Here is a 13736-nt window from a genome sequence, read left to right as displayed (position 1 = left end):
CTATATACCTTGCATGTGAGCAGTGTACTTAGCCCGCGCGGGCAAACCAACGCCCGGCTTCATTGCTGACCCGGCCTTCCAGCTCCAGCTCGGTCAACTGCGCCAGCACGTCGGCCAGCGGCTGCTCGCTACAGTGGGCCAGGCTTTCACTGGTCTGGGGGGCGGCATGCAGCAGGGCAAGCAGGGGATGGTCGAACCTGTCCACAACCGCAGGCGGCAGGTTCTGCCAACCCTGCAAGCTTTCCAGAATCTGCTCCACAGTTTCCACCAGCAGCGCCCCATCACGAATCAGCTGGTGACAGCCCTTGGCCCCCGGGTGATGAATGGAGCCCGGAATGGCGTACACCTCGCGGCCTTGTTCCGCCGCCAGGCGCGCCGTGATCAGCGAGCCGCTGGCGAGGCTCGCCTCGACCACCAGCACACCGAGCGACAGCCCACTGATGATGCGGTTGCGCCGGGGGAAGTTGCCGGGCAGCGGCCCGGCATCCAGGGGATACTCGGAAACCAGCGCACTGCCGTTGTCGATCATCGCCTGCGCAAGGTCCCGATGCCGCTGTGGATAAAGTTTTTGCAAGCCCGTACCGAGCACGGCAATCGTGCCGCCGCCAGCCTGCAACGCGGCCCGATGAGCGGCACCGTCGACCCCCACCGCCAGCCCGCTGGTAATGGTGAAGCCGGCCTGCGCGAGGTAGCGGGAAAATGCCCGAGCGGTGTCGAGCGCCGGGGGTGTGGCACGTCTGCTGCCCACGATGGCCAGCTGAGGGCGATCGAGCAAGGCAGGTTCGCCAGCGACAAAAAGCAGCGGCGGGGCATCGTCGATTTCTGCCAGCAAGGCTGGGTAGTCTGGGCCGTCCCACATCAGCAAATGCTGGCCAGGGCGCTCCAGCCAAGCCATTGCAGCCAGTGCGCCATCGCGTACCTCGGCACTGCGCCGGGCATCGATGGTGGCTTGGGGAATGCCCAACGCTCGCCAGGCCGAAGCGGGAGCACTGAGCGCGGAGGAGGCACTGCCGAAGGCTTCGAGCAACGTTCGAAAGCGCCGCAGTCCAGCCTCGGGGAGGCGATGCAGGCGTAAGCGTGCCTCCAGTTCGGCAGGCGGGCAGGGCGACGAATGGTGACTGGGCATTGAGATCATCCTTGATCGAAACAGGGCCATTTACGTGGTACAAGCTGTGGATAACTCTGTGAGTAACACTTTGAAAAGCTGTCCATTGATTGGGGGCTATCAAGCCCATAGTCACCCTAGACGAGCTTGCCAGGTGCCGAAATCCCCGTTTCCCTTTATTATGTGTGCTCAGTTTTCAACCGAACGCACAGTGACTGCCTGACCTTATGGCCATCTTGAACATTCTCGAATTCCCGGACCCGCGCCTGCGCACCCTCGCCAAACCGGTGACGGAGTTCGACGACGCCCTGCGTCAGCTGATCGACGACATGTTTGAAACCATGTACGAAGCCCCTGGCATCGGCCTGGCCGCTACCCAGGTGAACGTGCACAAGCAGGTTGTGGTCATGGACCTCAGCGAAGACCGCAGCGAACCGCGCGTCTTCATCAACCCGTCGGTCGAAGAGCTGACCCATGACATGGGCCAGTACCAGGAGGGCTGCCTGTCGGTACCGGGCTTCTACGAGAACGTCGACCGCCCGCTGCGTGTCCGGGTCAAGGCCCAGGACCGCGACGGCAAGCCGTTCGAACTGGAATGCGAAGGCCTGCTGGCAGTGTGCGTACAGCACGAATTCGACCACCTCAACGGCAAGCTGTTCGTCGACTACCTGTCGCAGCTCAAGCGCGACCGGATCAAGAAGAAGCTGGAAAAGCAGCACCGCCAGCAAGCCTGATCCCCACCTTCCTGAAGGCTTGCTCCGGCAAGCCTTTTTCTTTTTTGAAGCGAGAACTCCATGCGCATCGTCTTTGCAGGCACTCCAGAGTTTGCCGCCGAACACCTCAAGGCCCTGCTCGACAGCCCCTACGAGATCGTGGCCGTCTACACCCAGCCCGACCGCCCGGCCGGCCGTGGCCAGAAGCTGATGCCAAGTGCGGTCAAGGCACTGGCCGTGGCCCATGACATCCCGGTGTTCCAGCCGCAGACCCTGCGCAACGCCGATGCGCAGGCCGAACTGGCCGCACTGAAACCAGACCTGATGGTAGTGGTCGCCTACGGCCTGATCCTGCCGCAGGTGGTGCTGGATATCCCGCGTCTGGGTTGCATCAACAGCCACGCTTCCCTGCTGCCACGCTGGCGCGGTGCCGCGCCGATCCAGCGTGCCGTGGAAGCAGGCGACGCCGAAAGCGGCGTGACCGTGATGCGCATGGAGGCCGGCCTGGACACCGGCCCGATGCTGCTCAAAGTAGTCACCCCGATCAGCGCCGACGACACCGGCGGCACCTTGCACGATCGCCTGGCCGAAATGGGCCCGCCCTCAGTCATTCAGGCCATCGCCGGCCTGGCTGACGGTTCGCTGCAAGGTGAAGTACAGGACGATGCCCTGGCCACCTACGCGCACAAACTGAACAAGGACGAAGCGCGTATCGACTGGACCCGCCCGGCTGTCGAGCTGGAACGCCTGATCCGCGCCTTCAACCCATGGCCGGTGTGTCACAGCACTCTGGATGGTGAAAGCGTCAAGGTGCTGGCCGCCAACCTGTCCACAGGCCAAGGCGCCCCAGGCGAGATACTTTCCGCCAGCAAGGACGGCCTCGTAGTTGCGTGCGGTGACCAAGCCCTGAGCCTGACCCGCCTGCAACTGCCTGGCGGCAAGGCATTGAGCTTCAGTGATCTGTTCAACAGCCGCCGCGAGAAGTTCGCCGCTGGCAAGGTGCTGGGCCAATGAACCCACGCCTCGCCGCCGCCCGTGCGCTGGCCGCTGTGCTCAGCGGCAAGGCTTCGCTGAACAGCTCGCTGCCGGCGCAACTGGACAAGGTAGATGAACGCGACCGCGGCCTGACCCAGGACCTGGCGTTCGGCACCGCACGCTGGCAGCCACGCCTCGACCTGCTGGCCGCACAGCTGCTGCAAAAGCCCTTCAAGGCAGCCGATGCCGATGTTCAGGCGCTACTGCTGGTCGGCCTGTACCAGCTGTTCTACACCCGCATTCCGGCCCATGCCGCCATCGGCGAGACCGTGGGCTGTGCCGACAAGCTGAAGAAGCCGTGGGCCAAGGGCCTGCTCAATGCCGTGCTGCGCCGAGCCCAGCGCGAAGGCGAGGAACTGCTCGCCGGCATGGAGCGCGACCCGGTGGTGCGTACCGCCCACCCGCGCTGGTTGCAGAAGGCGCTGAAAGCCTTCTGGCCGGAGCAGTGGGAAGCCATCTGCACCGCCAACAATGCCCACCCGCCGATGATTCTGCGGGTCAACCGCCGTCACCATAGCCGCGATGCCTACCTGGCACTGCTGGCCGAAGCCGGCATTGGCGCCAGCGCATGCCAGTACAGCCGGGATGGCATCGTGCTGGCCGAAGCCTGCGACGTGCGCGGCCTGCCAGGCTTCGCCGAAGGCTGGGTGAGCGTGCAGGACGAAGCTGCGCAGCTAGCTGCCGACCTGCTGGAACTGGCCCCCGGCCAACGCGTGCTCGATGCTTGCTGCGCACCGGGCGGCAAAACCTGCCACCTGCTGGAGGCCGAGGCCGGCCTGGCGCACGTCGTGGCCATCGATCTCGAAGCCAAGCGGCTGACCCGCGTGCGAGAAAACCTCGACCGCCTGCAACTGGATGCCGAGCTGATCGCCTGCGATGCCCGCGACACTGCCAGCTGGTGGGACGGCAAGCCATTCCAGCGCATTCTGCTCGACGCGCCGTGCTCGGCCACCGGCGTGATTCGCCGCCACCCGGACATCAAACTGGCCCGCCAAGCCGACGACATCCCGGCTTTGGCCACGCTGCAAGGCGAACTGCTCGATGCCCTGTGGCCGACCTTGGAAGTGGGCGGCATGCTGCTATACGCCACCTGCTCCACCTTGCCGACCGAGAACACTGAAGTGATCAAAGCCTTCCTCGCGCGCACCCCGGGCGCCCGTGAGCTGGACCTGGCGACCGAAGCCGGCCTGCGCCAGCCCCACGGCCGTCAACTGCTGGCCCAGGAAGGCGGCCACGACGGTTTCTACTATGCCAAGCTGATCAAGATCGCCGCCTCGCGCGGATAAGAACAAAGGATAGGGAGTAGCGCATGAAGATCATCATCCTCGGCGCAGGGCAGGTAGGCGGTACGCTGGCTGAACACCTGGCCAGCGAAGCCAACGACATTACCGTGGTCGACACCGACGGCGACCGCCTGCGCGACCTCGGCGACCGCCTGGACATCCGCACTGTCCAGGGCCGCGGTTCGCTGCCGACGGTGCTGCGTCAGGCCGGTGCCGACGACGCCGACATGCTGGTGGCGGTAACCAACAGTGACGAGACCAACATGGTTGCCTGCCAGGTGGCCTATTCGCTGTTCCATACACCGACCAAGATTGCACGGGTGCGCGAATCGTCCTACCTGACCCGCGAAGAGCTGTTCGACAACGACCATATCCCGGTCGACGTTCTGATCAGCCCCGAGCAGGTGGTGACCAATTACATCAAGCGCCTGATCGAACACCCAGGCTCGCTGCAGGTGATCGACTTCGCCGAAGGCAAGGCCCAACTCGTGGCAGTGAAGGCCTACTATGGCGGCCCGCTGGTCGGCCAGCAGTTGCGCCAGATCCGAGCGCACATGCCCAACGTCGACACCCGCGTGGCGGCCATCTTCCGCCGCGACCGGCCGATCACCCCGCGTGGCGATACGGTGATCGAAGCCGACGACGAGGTGTTCTTCATTGCCGCGAAGAAGGATATCCGCGCGGTGATGGGCGAACTGCGCCGCATCGACGAGACTAATAAACGCATTGTCATCGCCGGCGGCGGGCAGATTGGCGAGCGCCTGGCGGAAGCCATCGAAAGCCGATATCAGGTGAAGATCATCGAGATGAGCCCGGCGCGTTGTCGGCACCTCTCCGATACCCTCGAAAGCACTGTAGTGCTGCAGGGCAGCGCCTCTGACAAAGACCTGATGCTCGAAGAGAACATCGCCGACGCCGATATTTTCCTGGCCCTGACCAACGATGACGAAGCCAACATCATGTCGTCCTTGCTGGCCAAGCGCCTGGGCGCAGGCAAGGTGATGACCATCATCAACAACCCGGCTTATGTCGACCTGGTGCAGGGCGGCGATATCGACATTGCCATCAGCCCGCAGCTCGCCACCATCGGCACCCTGCTGGCGCACGTCCGTCGCGGAGACATCGTCAGTGTGCACTCGCTGCGCCGTGGTGCAGCCGAGGCTATCGAGGCGGTGGCACACGGGGACTCGAAGTCGAGCAAGGTGGTCGGCAAGGCAATCGAGGACATCACGCTGCCACCGGGCACCACGATTGGTGCGATCATCCGTGATGAAGAGGTGATGATTGCCCATGACGACACCATGATCGAATCAGGGGACCATGTGATCCTCTTCGTTGTGGATAAAAAGCATATTCGCGATGTGGAGAAGCTGTTCCACGTCGGCTTGAGTTTCTTCTAGGAGAAGAGGGCATGCGCGAATCGCTGGAGAAGATGCTGGCCAAAGGTGTGGATAACCCGCTGCTGAGGTTTGGCCTGGGCAAGGCCTGGCTGGATGAAGGCAACGGCGCTGAAGCAGCGGTGCACCTGGCGCGCTGTGTAGAGCAGGACCCGAAATACTCGGCAGCATGGAAGCTGCTGGGCAAGGCCTATCAGTTGCAGGGCGACCTGGCGGCGGCGCGCAAGGCGTGGGAAGACGGGATCGTGGCGGCGCAGGCCCATGGTGACAAGCAGGCCGAAAAAGAGATGACCGTATTCCTGAAGAAGCTCAACAGAGCAGCGGGTTGACGCGGCCCCCTGTAGGAGCGGGTTTACCCGCAAATGCGTCGGAAAATCCAACACCGCATTCGCGGGTAAACCCGCTCCTACCAGAGGCCGGTGAATGGCTTAATACCAGCGCGGTTCGCCGGCCGGGCGCTTCTTGAAGCGCTTCATGCTCCACATGTACTGGCTCGGGTACTCGCGCACATAACGCTCGACCACCTTGCTCATCGCCGCCGCCGACACATTCACATCGGTGCTGTACATCTCCTCTGGCGCCGCCTCCAGGAACACCTTGAAGCCCGAGCCATCCGGCAACCGCAGCGCATGCAGGAACACGCCTACCGCCTTGCCACCGGCCAGCATGTTCGGCACGAACTTGCTGGTCAGCGCCTGGGTGCCGAGGAACGGCACGAACACGCCCGCCGATTCCGCCGGCTCCGGGTCGGCAGGAATACCCACCTGGCCACCACGGCGCACTTCCTTGATCACGCTGAGGATGCCTTCCTTGGTCGACGGCGCCACGCGATTGCCCATCTGCACGCGCTGCTCGCGCAGCAGATCATCCACCGCCTTCAGCTTCGGCGGGCGGTAGAAGATGATCGGTTTGCACTGGTTGCAGTAGAAGTGGTTCAGCACTTCCCAGTTGCCCAGGTGGCTGGTGATGCCGACCACGCCTTTACCCGAGGCCAAAGCCTGCTCCAGCACTTCCAGGCCATGCACTTCCTTGACCAGCTCCAGCGAGCGCTGCGGCGGCCAGATCCAGGCACAGGCACTTTCGACAAAGGATTTACCGATATCCCGCAGCGCCTGGCCAACCAGTTGCTCACGGGCAACCGGGTCCATCTCCGGGAAACATTTGGCCAGGTTGATCCGTACCACGTTGCGCGAACTGTTGGGGATTTTCCACATCAGCCAGCCAATACCGGCGCCGACACGCTGCACAGCACCCCAGGGCAGCTTGGCAAACAGGCGCAGCACCCCGACCATCAGGGCGCCTTTGAACTTTTCCACAGGCGAATTCCTTATTTCAGCAAGGCGCGCATTGTAACCCCTCAGCGCAACAAGGCGGCGTAGCGATCGCAGTCGGTGGTGTGGTCCATGACCATGCCCGTGGCCTGCATGAAGGCGTAGCAGATGGTCGGACCGACGAACGTGAAGCCAGCTTTCTGCAGGGCCTTGCTCATTGCCTTGGCTTCATCGGTAACCGCCGGCACCTCGCCGCGCGCCTTGAAGTGGTTGATCTTCGGCGAGCCGCCGACGAACGACCACAGCCATTCGGCAGGGTTATCCACAGCCAGCCAGGCCTGGGCGTTGCGCCGCGCAGCCTTGAGCTTGAGGCGATTGCGGATGATGCCTGCATCCTGCATCAATTCTTCGATACGTTCGTCGCTCATGGCCGCCAGCTTTACGGGGTCGAAGCCGTACATCACCTGGCGATAACGCTCGCGTTTGCGCAAAACGGTAATCCACGAAAGCCCCGCCTGGAACCCTTCGAGCAAAAGCATCTCGAAGAGCAACGCCGGGTCGCGCTGTGGTATTCCCCATTCCTGGTCGTGGTAGGCCTGGTACAACGGATCGTCGGTACACCAAAAGCAGCGTGGCATAAGGCTCCAATGAGTAGAGGGCGAGGCGAATCAGGTTATACTCCCGCTCTTTACATCCGCATCCCCAGATACAGGTGAATTTCGTGAGCCAGCCTACGCCAGCCGTGCGTACCTTCCAAGACCTGATCCTCGCCCTGCAGAACTACTGGGCGGCTCAAGGTTGTGTGGTACTTCAGCCCTACGATATGGAAGTAGGCGCCGGCACTTTCCACACCGCTACATTCCTGCGCGCCGTGGGTCCAGAAACCTGGAACGCCGCCTATGTGCAGCCTAGCCGTCGTCCTGCCGACGGGCGGTATGGCGAAAACCCCAACCGCTTGCAGCACTACTACCAGTTCCAGGTGGTGCTCAAACCGAACCCGGCCAACTTCCAGGAGCTGTACCTCGGCTCGCTGAAAGCCATCGGCCTGGATCCGCTGGTGCACGACATTCGTTTCGTCGAAGACAACTGGGAATCGCCGACCCTCGGCGCCTGGGGTCTGGGCTGGGAAATCTGGCTCAACGGCATGGAAGTCACTCAGTTCACCTACTTCCAGCAGGTAGGCGGCATCGAGTGCTACCCGGTCACCGGTGAAATCACCTACGGCCTGGAGCGCCTGGCCATGTACATCCAGGGCGTCGATTCGGTGTACGACCTGGTGTGGGCCGACGGCCCGTTCGGCAAGGTCACCTACGGCGACGTGTTCCACCAGAACGAGGTGGAGCAGTCGACCTACAACTTTGAACATGCCAACGTCGACAAGCTGTTCGAACTGTTCGATTTCTACGAAAGCGAAGCCAACCGCCTGATCAAGCTGGAGCTGCCGCTGCCGACCTATGAAATGGTCCTGAAGGCCTCGCACACCTTCAACCTGCTGGACGCCCGCCGCGCCATCTCGGTAACCGAGCGCCAGCGTTACATCCTGCGTGTACGTACCCTGGCCCGGGACGTGGCGCAAAGCTATCTGCAAGCCCGCGCACGCCTGGGCTTCCCGATGGCCACCCCTGAACTGCGTGACGAAGTGTTGGCTAAGCTGGAGGCTGCACAATGAGTGCTCAAGATTTTCTGGTAGAACTGGGCACCGAAGAGCTGCCACCCAAGGCCCTCGCCAACCTCGGCGACGCCTTCCTGGCCGGTATCGAAAAAGGCCTGCAGGCTGCTGGCCTGAACTACACCGCCAAGCAGGTGTACGCCGCGCCGCGTCGTCTGGCCGTACTGATTCGCCAGCTGGACGTGCAGCAGCCTGACCGCAGCATCAACATCGACGGCCCACCCCTGCAGGCAGCCTTCAACGCCGAAGGCGAGCCGACCCAGGCTGCGCTGGGCTTCGCCAAGAAATGCGGTGTTGAACTGGCCGAAATCGACCAGAGCGGCCCCAAGCTGCGCTTCTCCCAGCACATCCCGGGCAAGGCCACCACAGACCTGCTGCCGACCATCGTCGAAGATTCGCTGAACGACCTGCCGATCCCCAAGCGCATGCGTTGGGCGACCAGCCGTGAAGAGTTCGTACGCCCGACCCAATGGCTGGTAATGCTGCTGGGCGACCAAGTGGTCGACTGCACCATTCTGTCGCAGAAGGCAGGCCGTGAATCCCGTGGCCACCGCTTCCACCATCCGGAATCCGTGGTCATCACCACCCCGGCCAACTATGTCGAGGACCTGCGTAAAGCTTACGTGCTGGCCGACTTCGCCGAGCGCCGCGAGCTGATCAGCAAGCGTACCGCCGAGCTGGCCATGCAGCAGGAAGGCACGGCCATCGTGCCGCCGGCGCTGCTGGACGAAGTGACTGCTCTGGTCGAATGGCCAGTGCCGCTGGTGTGCTCGTTTGAAGAGCGTTTCCTTGAGGTGCCGCAGGAAGCCCTGATTACCACCATGCAGGACAACCAGAAGTACTTCTGCCTGCTGGACAGCGAAGGCAAGCTGCTGCCGCGCTTCATCACCGTGGCCAACATCGAAAGCCGCGATCCGAAGCAGATCGTGCAAGGCAACGAAAAGGTCGTGCGCCCACGCCTGACCGACGCCGAGTTCTTCTTCAAGCAGGACAAGAAGCAGCCACTGGAAACCTTCAACGAGCGCCTCAAGAACGTGGTGTTCCAGGCTCAGCTCGGCACCGTGTACGACAAGGCCGAACGTGTTTCCAGGCTGGCCGCCTTCGTCGCCCCGCTGATCGGCGGCGACGCCCAGCGCGCTGGCCGTGCCGGCCTGCTGTCGAAGTGCGACCTGGCCACCGAGATGGTCGGCGAATTCCCTGAAATGCAGGGTGTTGCCGGTTACTACTACGCGCTCAACGACGGTGAGCCGGAAGATGTAGCCCTGGCCCTGAACGAGCAGTACATGCCGCGCGGTGCAGGCGCCGAGCTGCCGCAGACCCTGACCGGTGCTGCCGTGGCCATCGCCGACAAGCTCGACACCCTGGTGGGCATCTTCGGCATCGGCATGCTGCCTACCGGCAGCAAGGACCCGTACGCCCTGCGCCGTGCTGCTCTGGGCGTGCTGCGTATCCTGATCGAGAAGCAACTGGACCTGGACCTGACCGGTGCGGTCGAGTTCGCGGTCAAGCAGTTCGGCGCCAAGGTCAAGGCCGCCGGCCTGGCCGAGCAAGTACTGGAGTTCATTTTCGACCGTCTGCGCGCGCGTTACGAAGACGAAGGCATCGATGTGGCCACGTACCTGTCGGTACGTGCACTGCAGCCAGGCTCCGCGCTGGACTTCGACCAGCGCGTACAAGCCGTGCAGGCGTTCCGCAAACTGCCGGAAGCCGAGGCCCTGGCTGCGGTGAACAAGCGCGTGTCGAACCTGCTGAGCAAGGCCGAAGGTGCCATCGCCGAGCAGGTCGAACCGAAGTACTTCGACAATGCCAACGAGTTTTCCCTGTACTCGGCCATCCAGCAGGCCGACCAGGCCGTGCAACCGATGGCTGCGGCACGTCAGTACAGCGAATCGCTGGCCCGCCTGGCGGCCCTGCGTGACCCGGTCGATGCCTTCTTCGAGGCGGTCATGGTCAACGCCGAAGACGCCAAGGTACGTGCCAACCGTTATGCCCTGCTCAGCCGTCTGCGCGGCCTGTTCCTGGGCGTGGCTGACATTTCGCTGCTGGGGTAAGCCTTGAAACTGCTGATTCTCGACCGTGACGGGGTGATCAACTACGACTCCGATGCGTACATCAAGACGCTGGAAGAATGGGTGCCGATCCCCGGTTCGGTCGATGCGATCGCGCAGTTGAGCAAGGCGGGCTGGACGGTGGCCGTGGCCACCAACCAGTCCGGCATTGCCCGTGGCTACTACCCGCTGGCAACCCTCGAAGCCATGCACGCGCGCCTGCGCGCGCTGGTGGCCGAGCAGGGCGGCGAGGTGGGCCATATCGTGTATTGCCCGCATGGGCCGGACGAAGGGTGCGATTGCCGCAAGCCCAAGCCCGGCATGCTGCGGGCGATCGCCGAGCATTACCAGATCGGCCTGAAAGGCGTCTGGTTCGTCGGCGACAGCAAAGGTGACCTGGAGGCCGCCCTGGCCGTCGGTGCACAACCCGTGCTGGTGAAGACCGGCAAGGGCGAGCGGACCCTGGAAAAAGGTGTCCCGGAAACTACACTGATTTTCGACGATCTGGCAGCTATCGCCAGAGAACTAATTTAAACAGTGCGCCTTTTGGCGCATTTTTCACAGGCGGGCATGCCCCGCAATGGTACAAGCCACTATGTCGATCCTGCAGGCGATCAGAATCTTTCTTTTTTACCTGCTGCTGGGCACCAGTTCGCTGCTGTGGTGCTCGCTGAGCTTCTTCGTCGCGCCGTTCCTGTCGTTCCCCAAGCGCTACAAGTTCATCAACGTGTACTGGTGCCGCTGCGCGCTGTTTCTGGTGCGCACCATCCTGGGCATCGACTACAAGATCACTGGCGCCGAGAACGTGCCAGCTGAGCCTTGCGTGATTCTGTCCAATCACCAGAGCACCTGGGAAACCTTCTTCCTGTCGCAGTACTTCTCGCCGCTAAGCCAAGTGCTCAAGCGCGAACTGCTGTATGTACCGTTCTTCGGCTGGGCCATGGCCATGCTGCGGCCCATCGCGATCAACCGCGACAACCCCAAGGAAGCGCTGCGCCAGGTGGCGAGCAAGGGTGACGAACTGCTCAAGCAGAAGACGTGGGTGCTGATTTTCCCAGAAGGCACCCGTGTGCCGTTCGGCACCATCGGCAAGTTCTCCCGCGGCGGTACCGCACTTGCCGTGAATGCCGGGCTGCCGGTGCTGCCGATTGCCCACAACGCCGGCAAGTTCTGGCCCAAGACCGGTTGGGGCAAGCGTGCCGGTACAATCGAAGTGGTCATTGGCGAACCGATGTACGCCAACGGCACTGGGCCACGGGCCATCGCCGAACTCAACGACCGCGCTGCAGCCTGGAACGAAGCGACCCAGCGGGCCATGGGATCGCTGCCGCCAGCAGAGGAAAAACCTCAGGAGCAGATGGCATGATCTTCTGTGGATAACTTGTGTGCAGTTTTTGGATTAAATGCTTGAATTGATAGCTAAGCCTTTGAATTTGCTATTTATTTTTATGTATGAAATTTTTCTGAAAACCGTGCATAAGTTTTTTTGAGGCATAAGAAAACCGGCTTTTACAGCCGGTTTTTTTATGGCATGTGGACAGCATCAGACTTTGTCGATATCGACATCCTTGGTTTCTTTCAGACAGAAGATCCCTACTACCAGGCTGATCCCGGTCACCAGCACCGGGTACCACAGCCCGTAGAAGATATCCCCGGTGTAGACCACCAGCGCGAACGATACGGTAGGCAGGAAACCACCGAACCAGCCGTTACCAATGTGGTAGGGCAGTGACATCGAGGTGTAGCGGATGCGGGTCGGGAAGAGCTCGACCATCACCGCCGCCAACGGACCATAGGTCATGGTCGCGATCAGGATCATCGCCACGATCAGGACCACCACCATTACCTGGTTGACCTGCGCAGGGTCAGCCTTGGCCGGGTAACCAGCCTGCTCGATTGCAGTGCGCATGGCAGTTTCGTCAAAGCCGTTGATGGTCTTGTCACCGATGTTCACCACCACATCACTGCCGGCCACGCTTACCGAACTGTACGGTAGACCCTGCTTGACCAGGAAGGTCTTGACCTTGTCGCACGGGCTGTCGAAACGAGCCTTGCCCACTGGGTCGAACTGGAATGTGCAGCCTTGCGGGTCGGCGGTGACCACGATCGGCGCCTGACGGCTGGCGGCGTCGATCTGTGGGTTGGCGTAGTGGCTTAGCGCCTTGAACAGTGGGAAGTACAGTACCGTGGCGAGCAACAGGCCAAGCATCAGGATCGGCTTGCGGCCGATACGGTCGGACAACCAGCCGAAGAACACGAAGAACGGCGCGCCAATCACAACGCTGATGATGAGCAGGGTGTTGGCCTGAGCCGAGTCCATTTTCAGCATCTGGGTCATGAAGAACAGAACGTAGAATTGCGCCGTGTAGAAGGTCACGGCCTGCCCCGCGTTGATGCTGAACAGGGCGGTAAGCACCACTTTCAGGTTTGGCCAGGAGGTGAACGACTCACGGATGGGCGACTTGCTGACCTTGCCCTGAGCCTTCATTTTCACAAAGGCCGGCGACTCGTGCATGCTCATGCGAATCCAGGTAGAGATCGCCAGCAGCACGATCGACAGCAGGAACGGCAAGCGCCAGCCCCAGGTTTCGAACTGGTCGCCACTGATATACCGGCTACCCAGCACCACCAAGAGCGACAACAACAGGCCCAGCGTTGCGGTGGACTGGATGAAACCGGTGTGTAAACCACGCTTGCCGGGCGGCGCATGCTCTGCCACGTAAGTGGCTGCACCGCCATACTCGCCGCCCAGCGCCAGCCCCTGAAGCATGCGCAGGATCACCAGGATGATCGGTGCGGCGATGCCGATGCTGGCGTAGGTGGGCAACAACCCCACAGCGAAAGTGGACAGGCCCATCAGCACGATGGTGACCAGGAAAGTGTACTTGCGCCCGATCATGTCACCCAGGCGGCCGAACACCAGCGCGCCAAACGGCCGCACCAGAAAGCCCGCAGCGAAGGCCATCAGGGCGAAGATGAAAGCGGTGGTATCGTTCACGCCAGCGAAGAACTGTTTGCTGATGACCGCTGCCAACGCACCATAGAGAAAAAAGTCATACCACTCGAAAACCGTCCCGAGGGATGACGCGAAAATGATCTTGCGTTCTTCACGGCGGCTGGGGCTGCTGGCCACCGCATCCTGCTCTTGGATGTAATCCGACATCGTTGCTGTCCTCGGCCGTTAGGCCACAGTGATTATTCTTGTTGTTCCACTG

Annotated in this window: 13 protein-coding genes; 9 read left to right on the top strand and 4 right to left on the bottom strand. The window is 62.1% G+C overall.

Annotation, left to right across the window (positions count from 1 at the left end; translation table 11 throughout):
* Positions 1–28: 28 nt before the first annotated feature.
* Positions 29–1126, bottom strand: coding sequence for a DNA-processing protein DprA (gene dprA / locus ACF8GF_RS14780; RefSeq protein WP_019436826.1), 1098 nt, complete (start codon positions 1124–1126; stop codon positions 29–31).
* A 206-nt stretch (positions 1127–1332) separates the two neighbouring features.
* Here dprA and def point away from each other — a divergent pair, with 206 nt between their 5' ends.
* Genes def through ACF8GF_RS14755 form a run of 5 tightly spaced genes read left to right on the top strand, consistent with a single transcriptional unit; the run spans position 1333 to position 5862 of the window.
* The gene (gene def, locus ACF8GF_RS14775; protein WP_003253111.1) at positions 1333–1839 is read left to right on the top strand and encodes a peptide deformylase; all 507 of its coding nucleotides are present in this window, start codon (positions 1333–1335) and stop codon (positions 1837–1839) included.
* A 60-nt stretch (positions 1840–1899) separates the two neighbouring features.
* Positions 1900–2832 (top strand): methionyl-tRNA formyltransferase, encoded by a 933-nt coding sequence (gene fmt, locus ACF8GF_RS14770; RefSeq protein ID WP_392487813.1) that lies wholly within the window; start codon positions 1900–1902, stop codon positions 2830–2832.
* Positions 2829–4139 carry a 16S rRNA (cytosine(967)-C(5))-methyltransferase RsmB gene (rsmB, locus tag ACF8GF_RS14765; RefSeq protein WP_176682976.1) on the top strand — a complete coding sequence of 437 codons (1311 nt, stop codon included), beginning with the start codon at positions 2829–2831 and terminating at the stop codon, positions 4137–4139. Before fmt ends, rsmB begins: the two co-directional genes overlap by 4 nt.
* Before the next feature lie 23 nt (positions 4140–4162).
* Complete coding sequence (gene trkA / locus ACF8GF_RS14760) at positions 4163–5536, top strand: Trk system potassium transporter TrkA (RefSeq protein ID WP_010951472.1); 1374 nt, start codon at positions 4163–4165, stop codon at positions 5534–5536.
* Between the two features lie 11 nt (positions 5537–5547).
* The gene (locus tag ACF8GF_RS14755; RefSeq protein ID WP_003253119.1) at positions 5548–5862 is read left to right on the top strand and encodes a tetratricopeptide repeat protein; all 315 of its coding nucleotides are present in this window, start codon (positions 5548–5550) and stop codon (positions 5860–5862) included.
* A gap of 99 nt (positions 5863–5961) precedes the next feature.
* Here the strand turns inward: ACF8GF_RS14755 and ACF8GF_RS14750 are convergent, their stop codons facing one another.
* A complete protein-coding gene (locus tag ACF8GF_RS14750; protein ID WP_003253121.1) occupies positions 5962–6849 on the bottom strand; it encodes a lysophospholipid acyltransferase in 888 nt (295 codons plus the stop codon).
* A gap of 41 nt (positions 6850–6890) precedes the next feature.
* Positions 6891–7442, bottom strand: coding sequence for a DNA-3-methyladenine glycosylase I (locus ACF8GF_RS14745; protein ID WP_392487812.1), 552 nt, complete (start codon positions 7440–7442; stop codon positions 6891–6893).
* A gap of 83 nt (positions 7443–7525) precedes the next feature.
* On the opposite strand from ACF8GF_RS14745, the gene glyQ reads away from it, so the two are divergent.
* The 4 genes from glyQ to ACF8GF_RS14725 are packed head-to-tail and all read left to right on the top strand — an operon-like array spanning position 7526 to position 11887.
* Positions 7526–8473, top strand: a complete 948-nt coding sequence (gene glyQ, locus ACF8GF_RS14740; protein WP_003253126.1) for a glycine--tRNA ligase subunit alpha — start codon at positions 7526–7528, stop codon at positions 8471–8473.
* Positions 8470–10524, top strand: coding sequence for a glycine--tRNA ligase subunit beta (gene glyS / locus ACF8GF_RS14735; protein ID WP_176682974.1), 2055 nt, complete (start codon positions 8470–8472; stop codon positions 10522–10524). Before glyQ ends, glyS begins: the two co-directional genes overlap by 4 nt.
* 3 nt (positions 10525–10527) lie before the next feature.
* Complete coding sequence (gmhB, locus tag ACF8GF_RS14730; RefSeq protein ID WP_176682973.1) at positions 10528–11055, top strand: D-glycero-beta-D-manno-heptose 1,7-bisphosphate 7-phosphatase; 528 nt, start codon at positions 10528–10530, stop codon at positions 11053–11055.
* Between the two features lie 46 nt (positions 11056–11101).
* Positions 11102–11887 (top strand): 1-acyl-sn-glycerol-3-phosphate acyltransferase, encoded by a 786-nt coding sequence (locus ACF8GF_RS14725; RefSeq protein ID WP_209969016.1) that lies wholly within the window; start codon positions 11102–11104, stop codon positions 11885–11887.
* Positions 11888–12064: 177 nt separating this feature from the next.
* Here the strand turns inward: ACF8GF_RS14725 and ACF8GF_RS14720 are convergent, their stop codons facing one another.
* On the bottom strand, positions 12065–13684 hold the full coding sequence (locus ACF8GF_RS14720; RefSeq protein WP_176682971.1) for an MFS transporter: 1620 nt from the start codon (positions 13682–13684) through the stop codon (positions 12065–12067).
* Between the last annotated feature and the right edge of the window lie 52 nt (positions 13685–13736).

The sequence above is a fragment of the Pseudomonas sp. yb_5 genome (assembly GCF_043103865.1).
Lineage (GTDB): Bacteria > Pseudomonadota > Gammaproteobacteria > Pseudomonadales > Pseudomonadaceae > Aquipseudomonas > Aquipseudomonas putida_Y.
The sequence above is the reverse complement of the archived record's forward strand: the minus strand, read 5'-3'. Positions and strand labels throughout refer to the sequence as shown.

Coding starts and splice junctions, on each gene's coding strand:
- dprA (WP_019436826.1), bottom strand. CDS start 1,126: ATGCCCAGTCACCATTCGTCGCCCTGCCCGCCTGCCGAACTGGAGGCA.
- def (WP_003253111.1), top strand. CDS start 1,333: ATGGCCATCTTGAACATTCTCGAATTCCCGGACCCGCGCCTGCGCACC.
- fmt (WP_392487813.1), top strand. CDS start 1,900: ATGCGCATCGTCTTTGCAGGCACTCCAGAGTTTGCCGCCGAACACCTC.
- rsmB (WP_176682976.1), top strand. CDS start 2,829: ATGAACCCACGCCTCGCCGCCGCCCGTGCGCTGGCCGCTGTGCTCAGC.
- trkA (WP_010951472.1), top strand. CDS start 4,163: ATGAAGATCATCATCCTCGGCGCAGGGCAGGTAGGCGGTACGCTGGCT.
- ACF8GF_RS14755 (WP_003253119.1), top strand. CDS start 5,548: ATGCGCGAATCGCTGGAGAAGATGCTGGCCAAAGGTGTGGATAACCCG.
- ACF8GF_RS14745 (WP_392487812.1), bottom strand. CDS start 7,442: ATGCCACGCTGCTTTTGGTGTACCGACGATCCGTTGTACCAGGCCTAC.
- glyS (WP_176682974.1), top strand. CDS start 8,470: ATGAGTGCTCAAGATTTTCTGGTAGAACTGGGCACCGAAGAGCTGCCA.
- ACF8GF_RS14725 (WP_209969016.1), top strand. CDS start 11,102: ATGGTACAAGCCACTATGTCGATCCTGCAGGCGATCAGAATCTTTCTT.
- ACF8GF_RS14720 (WP_176682971.1), bottom strand. CDS start 13,684: ATGTCGGATTACATCCAAGAGCAGGATGCGGTGGCCAGCAGCCCCAGC.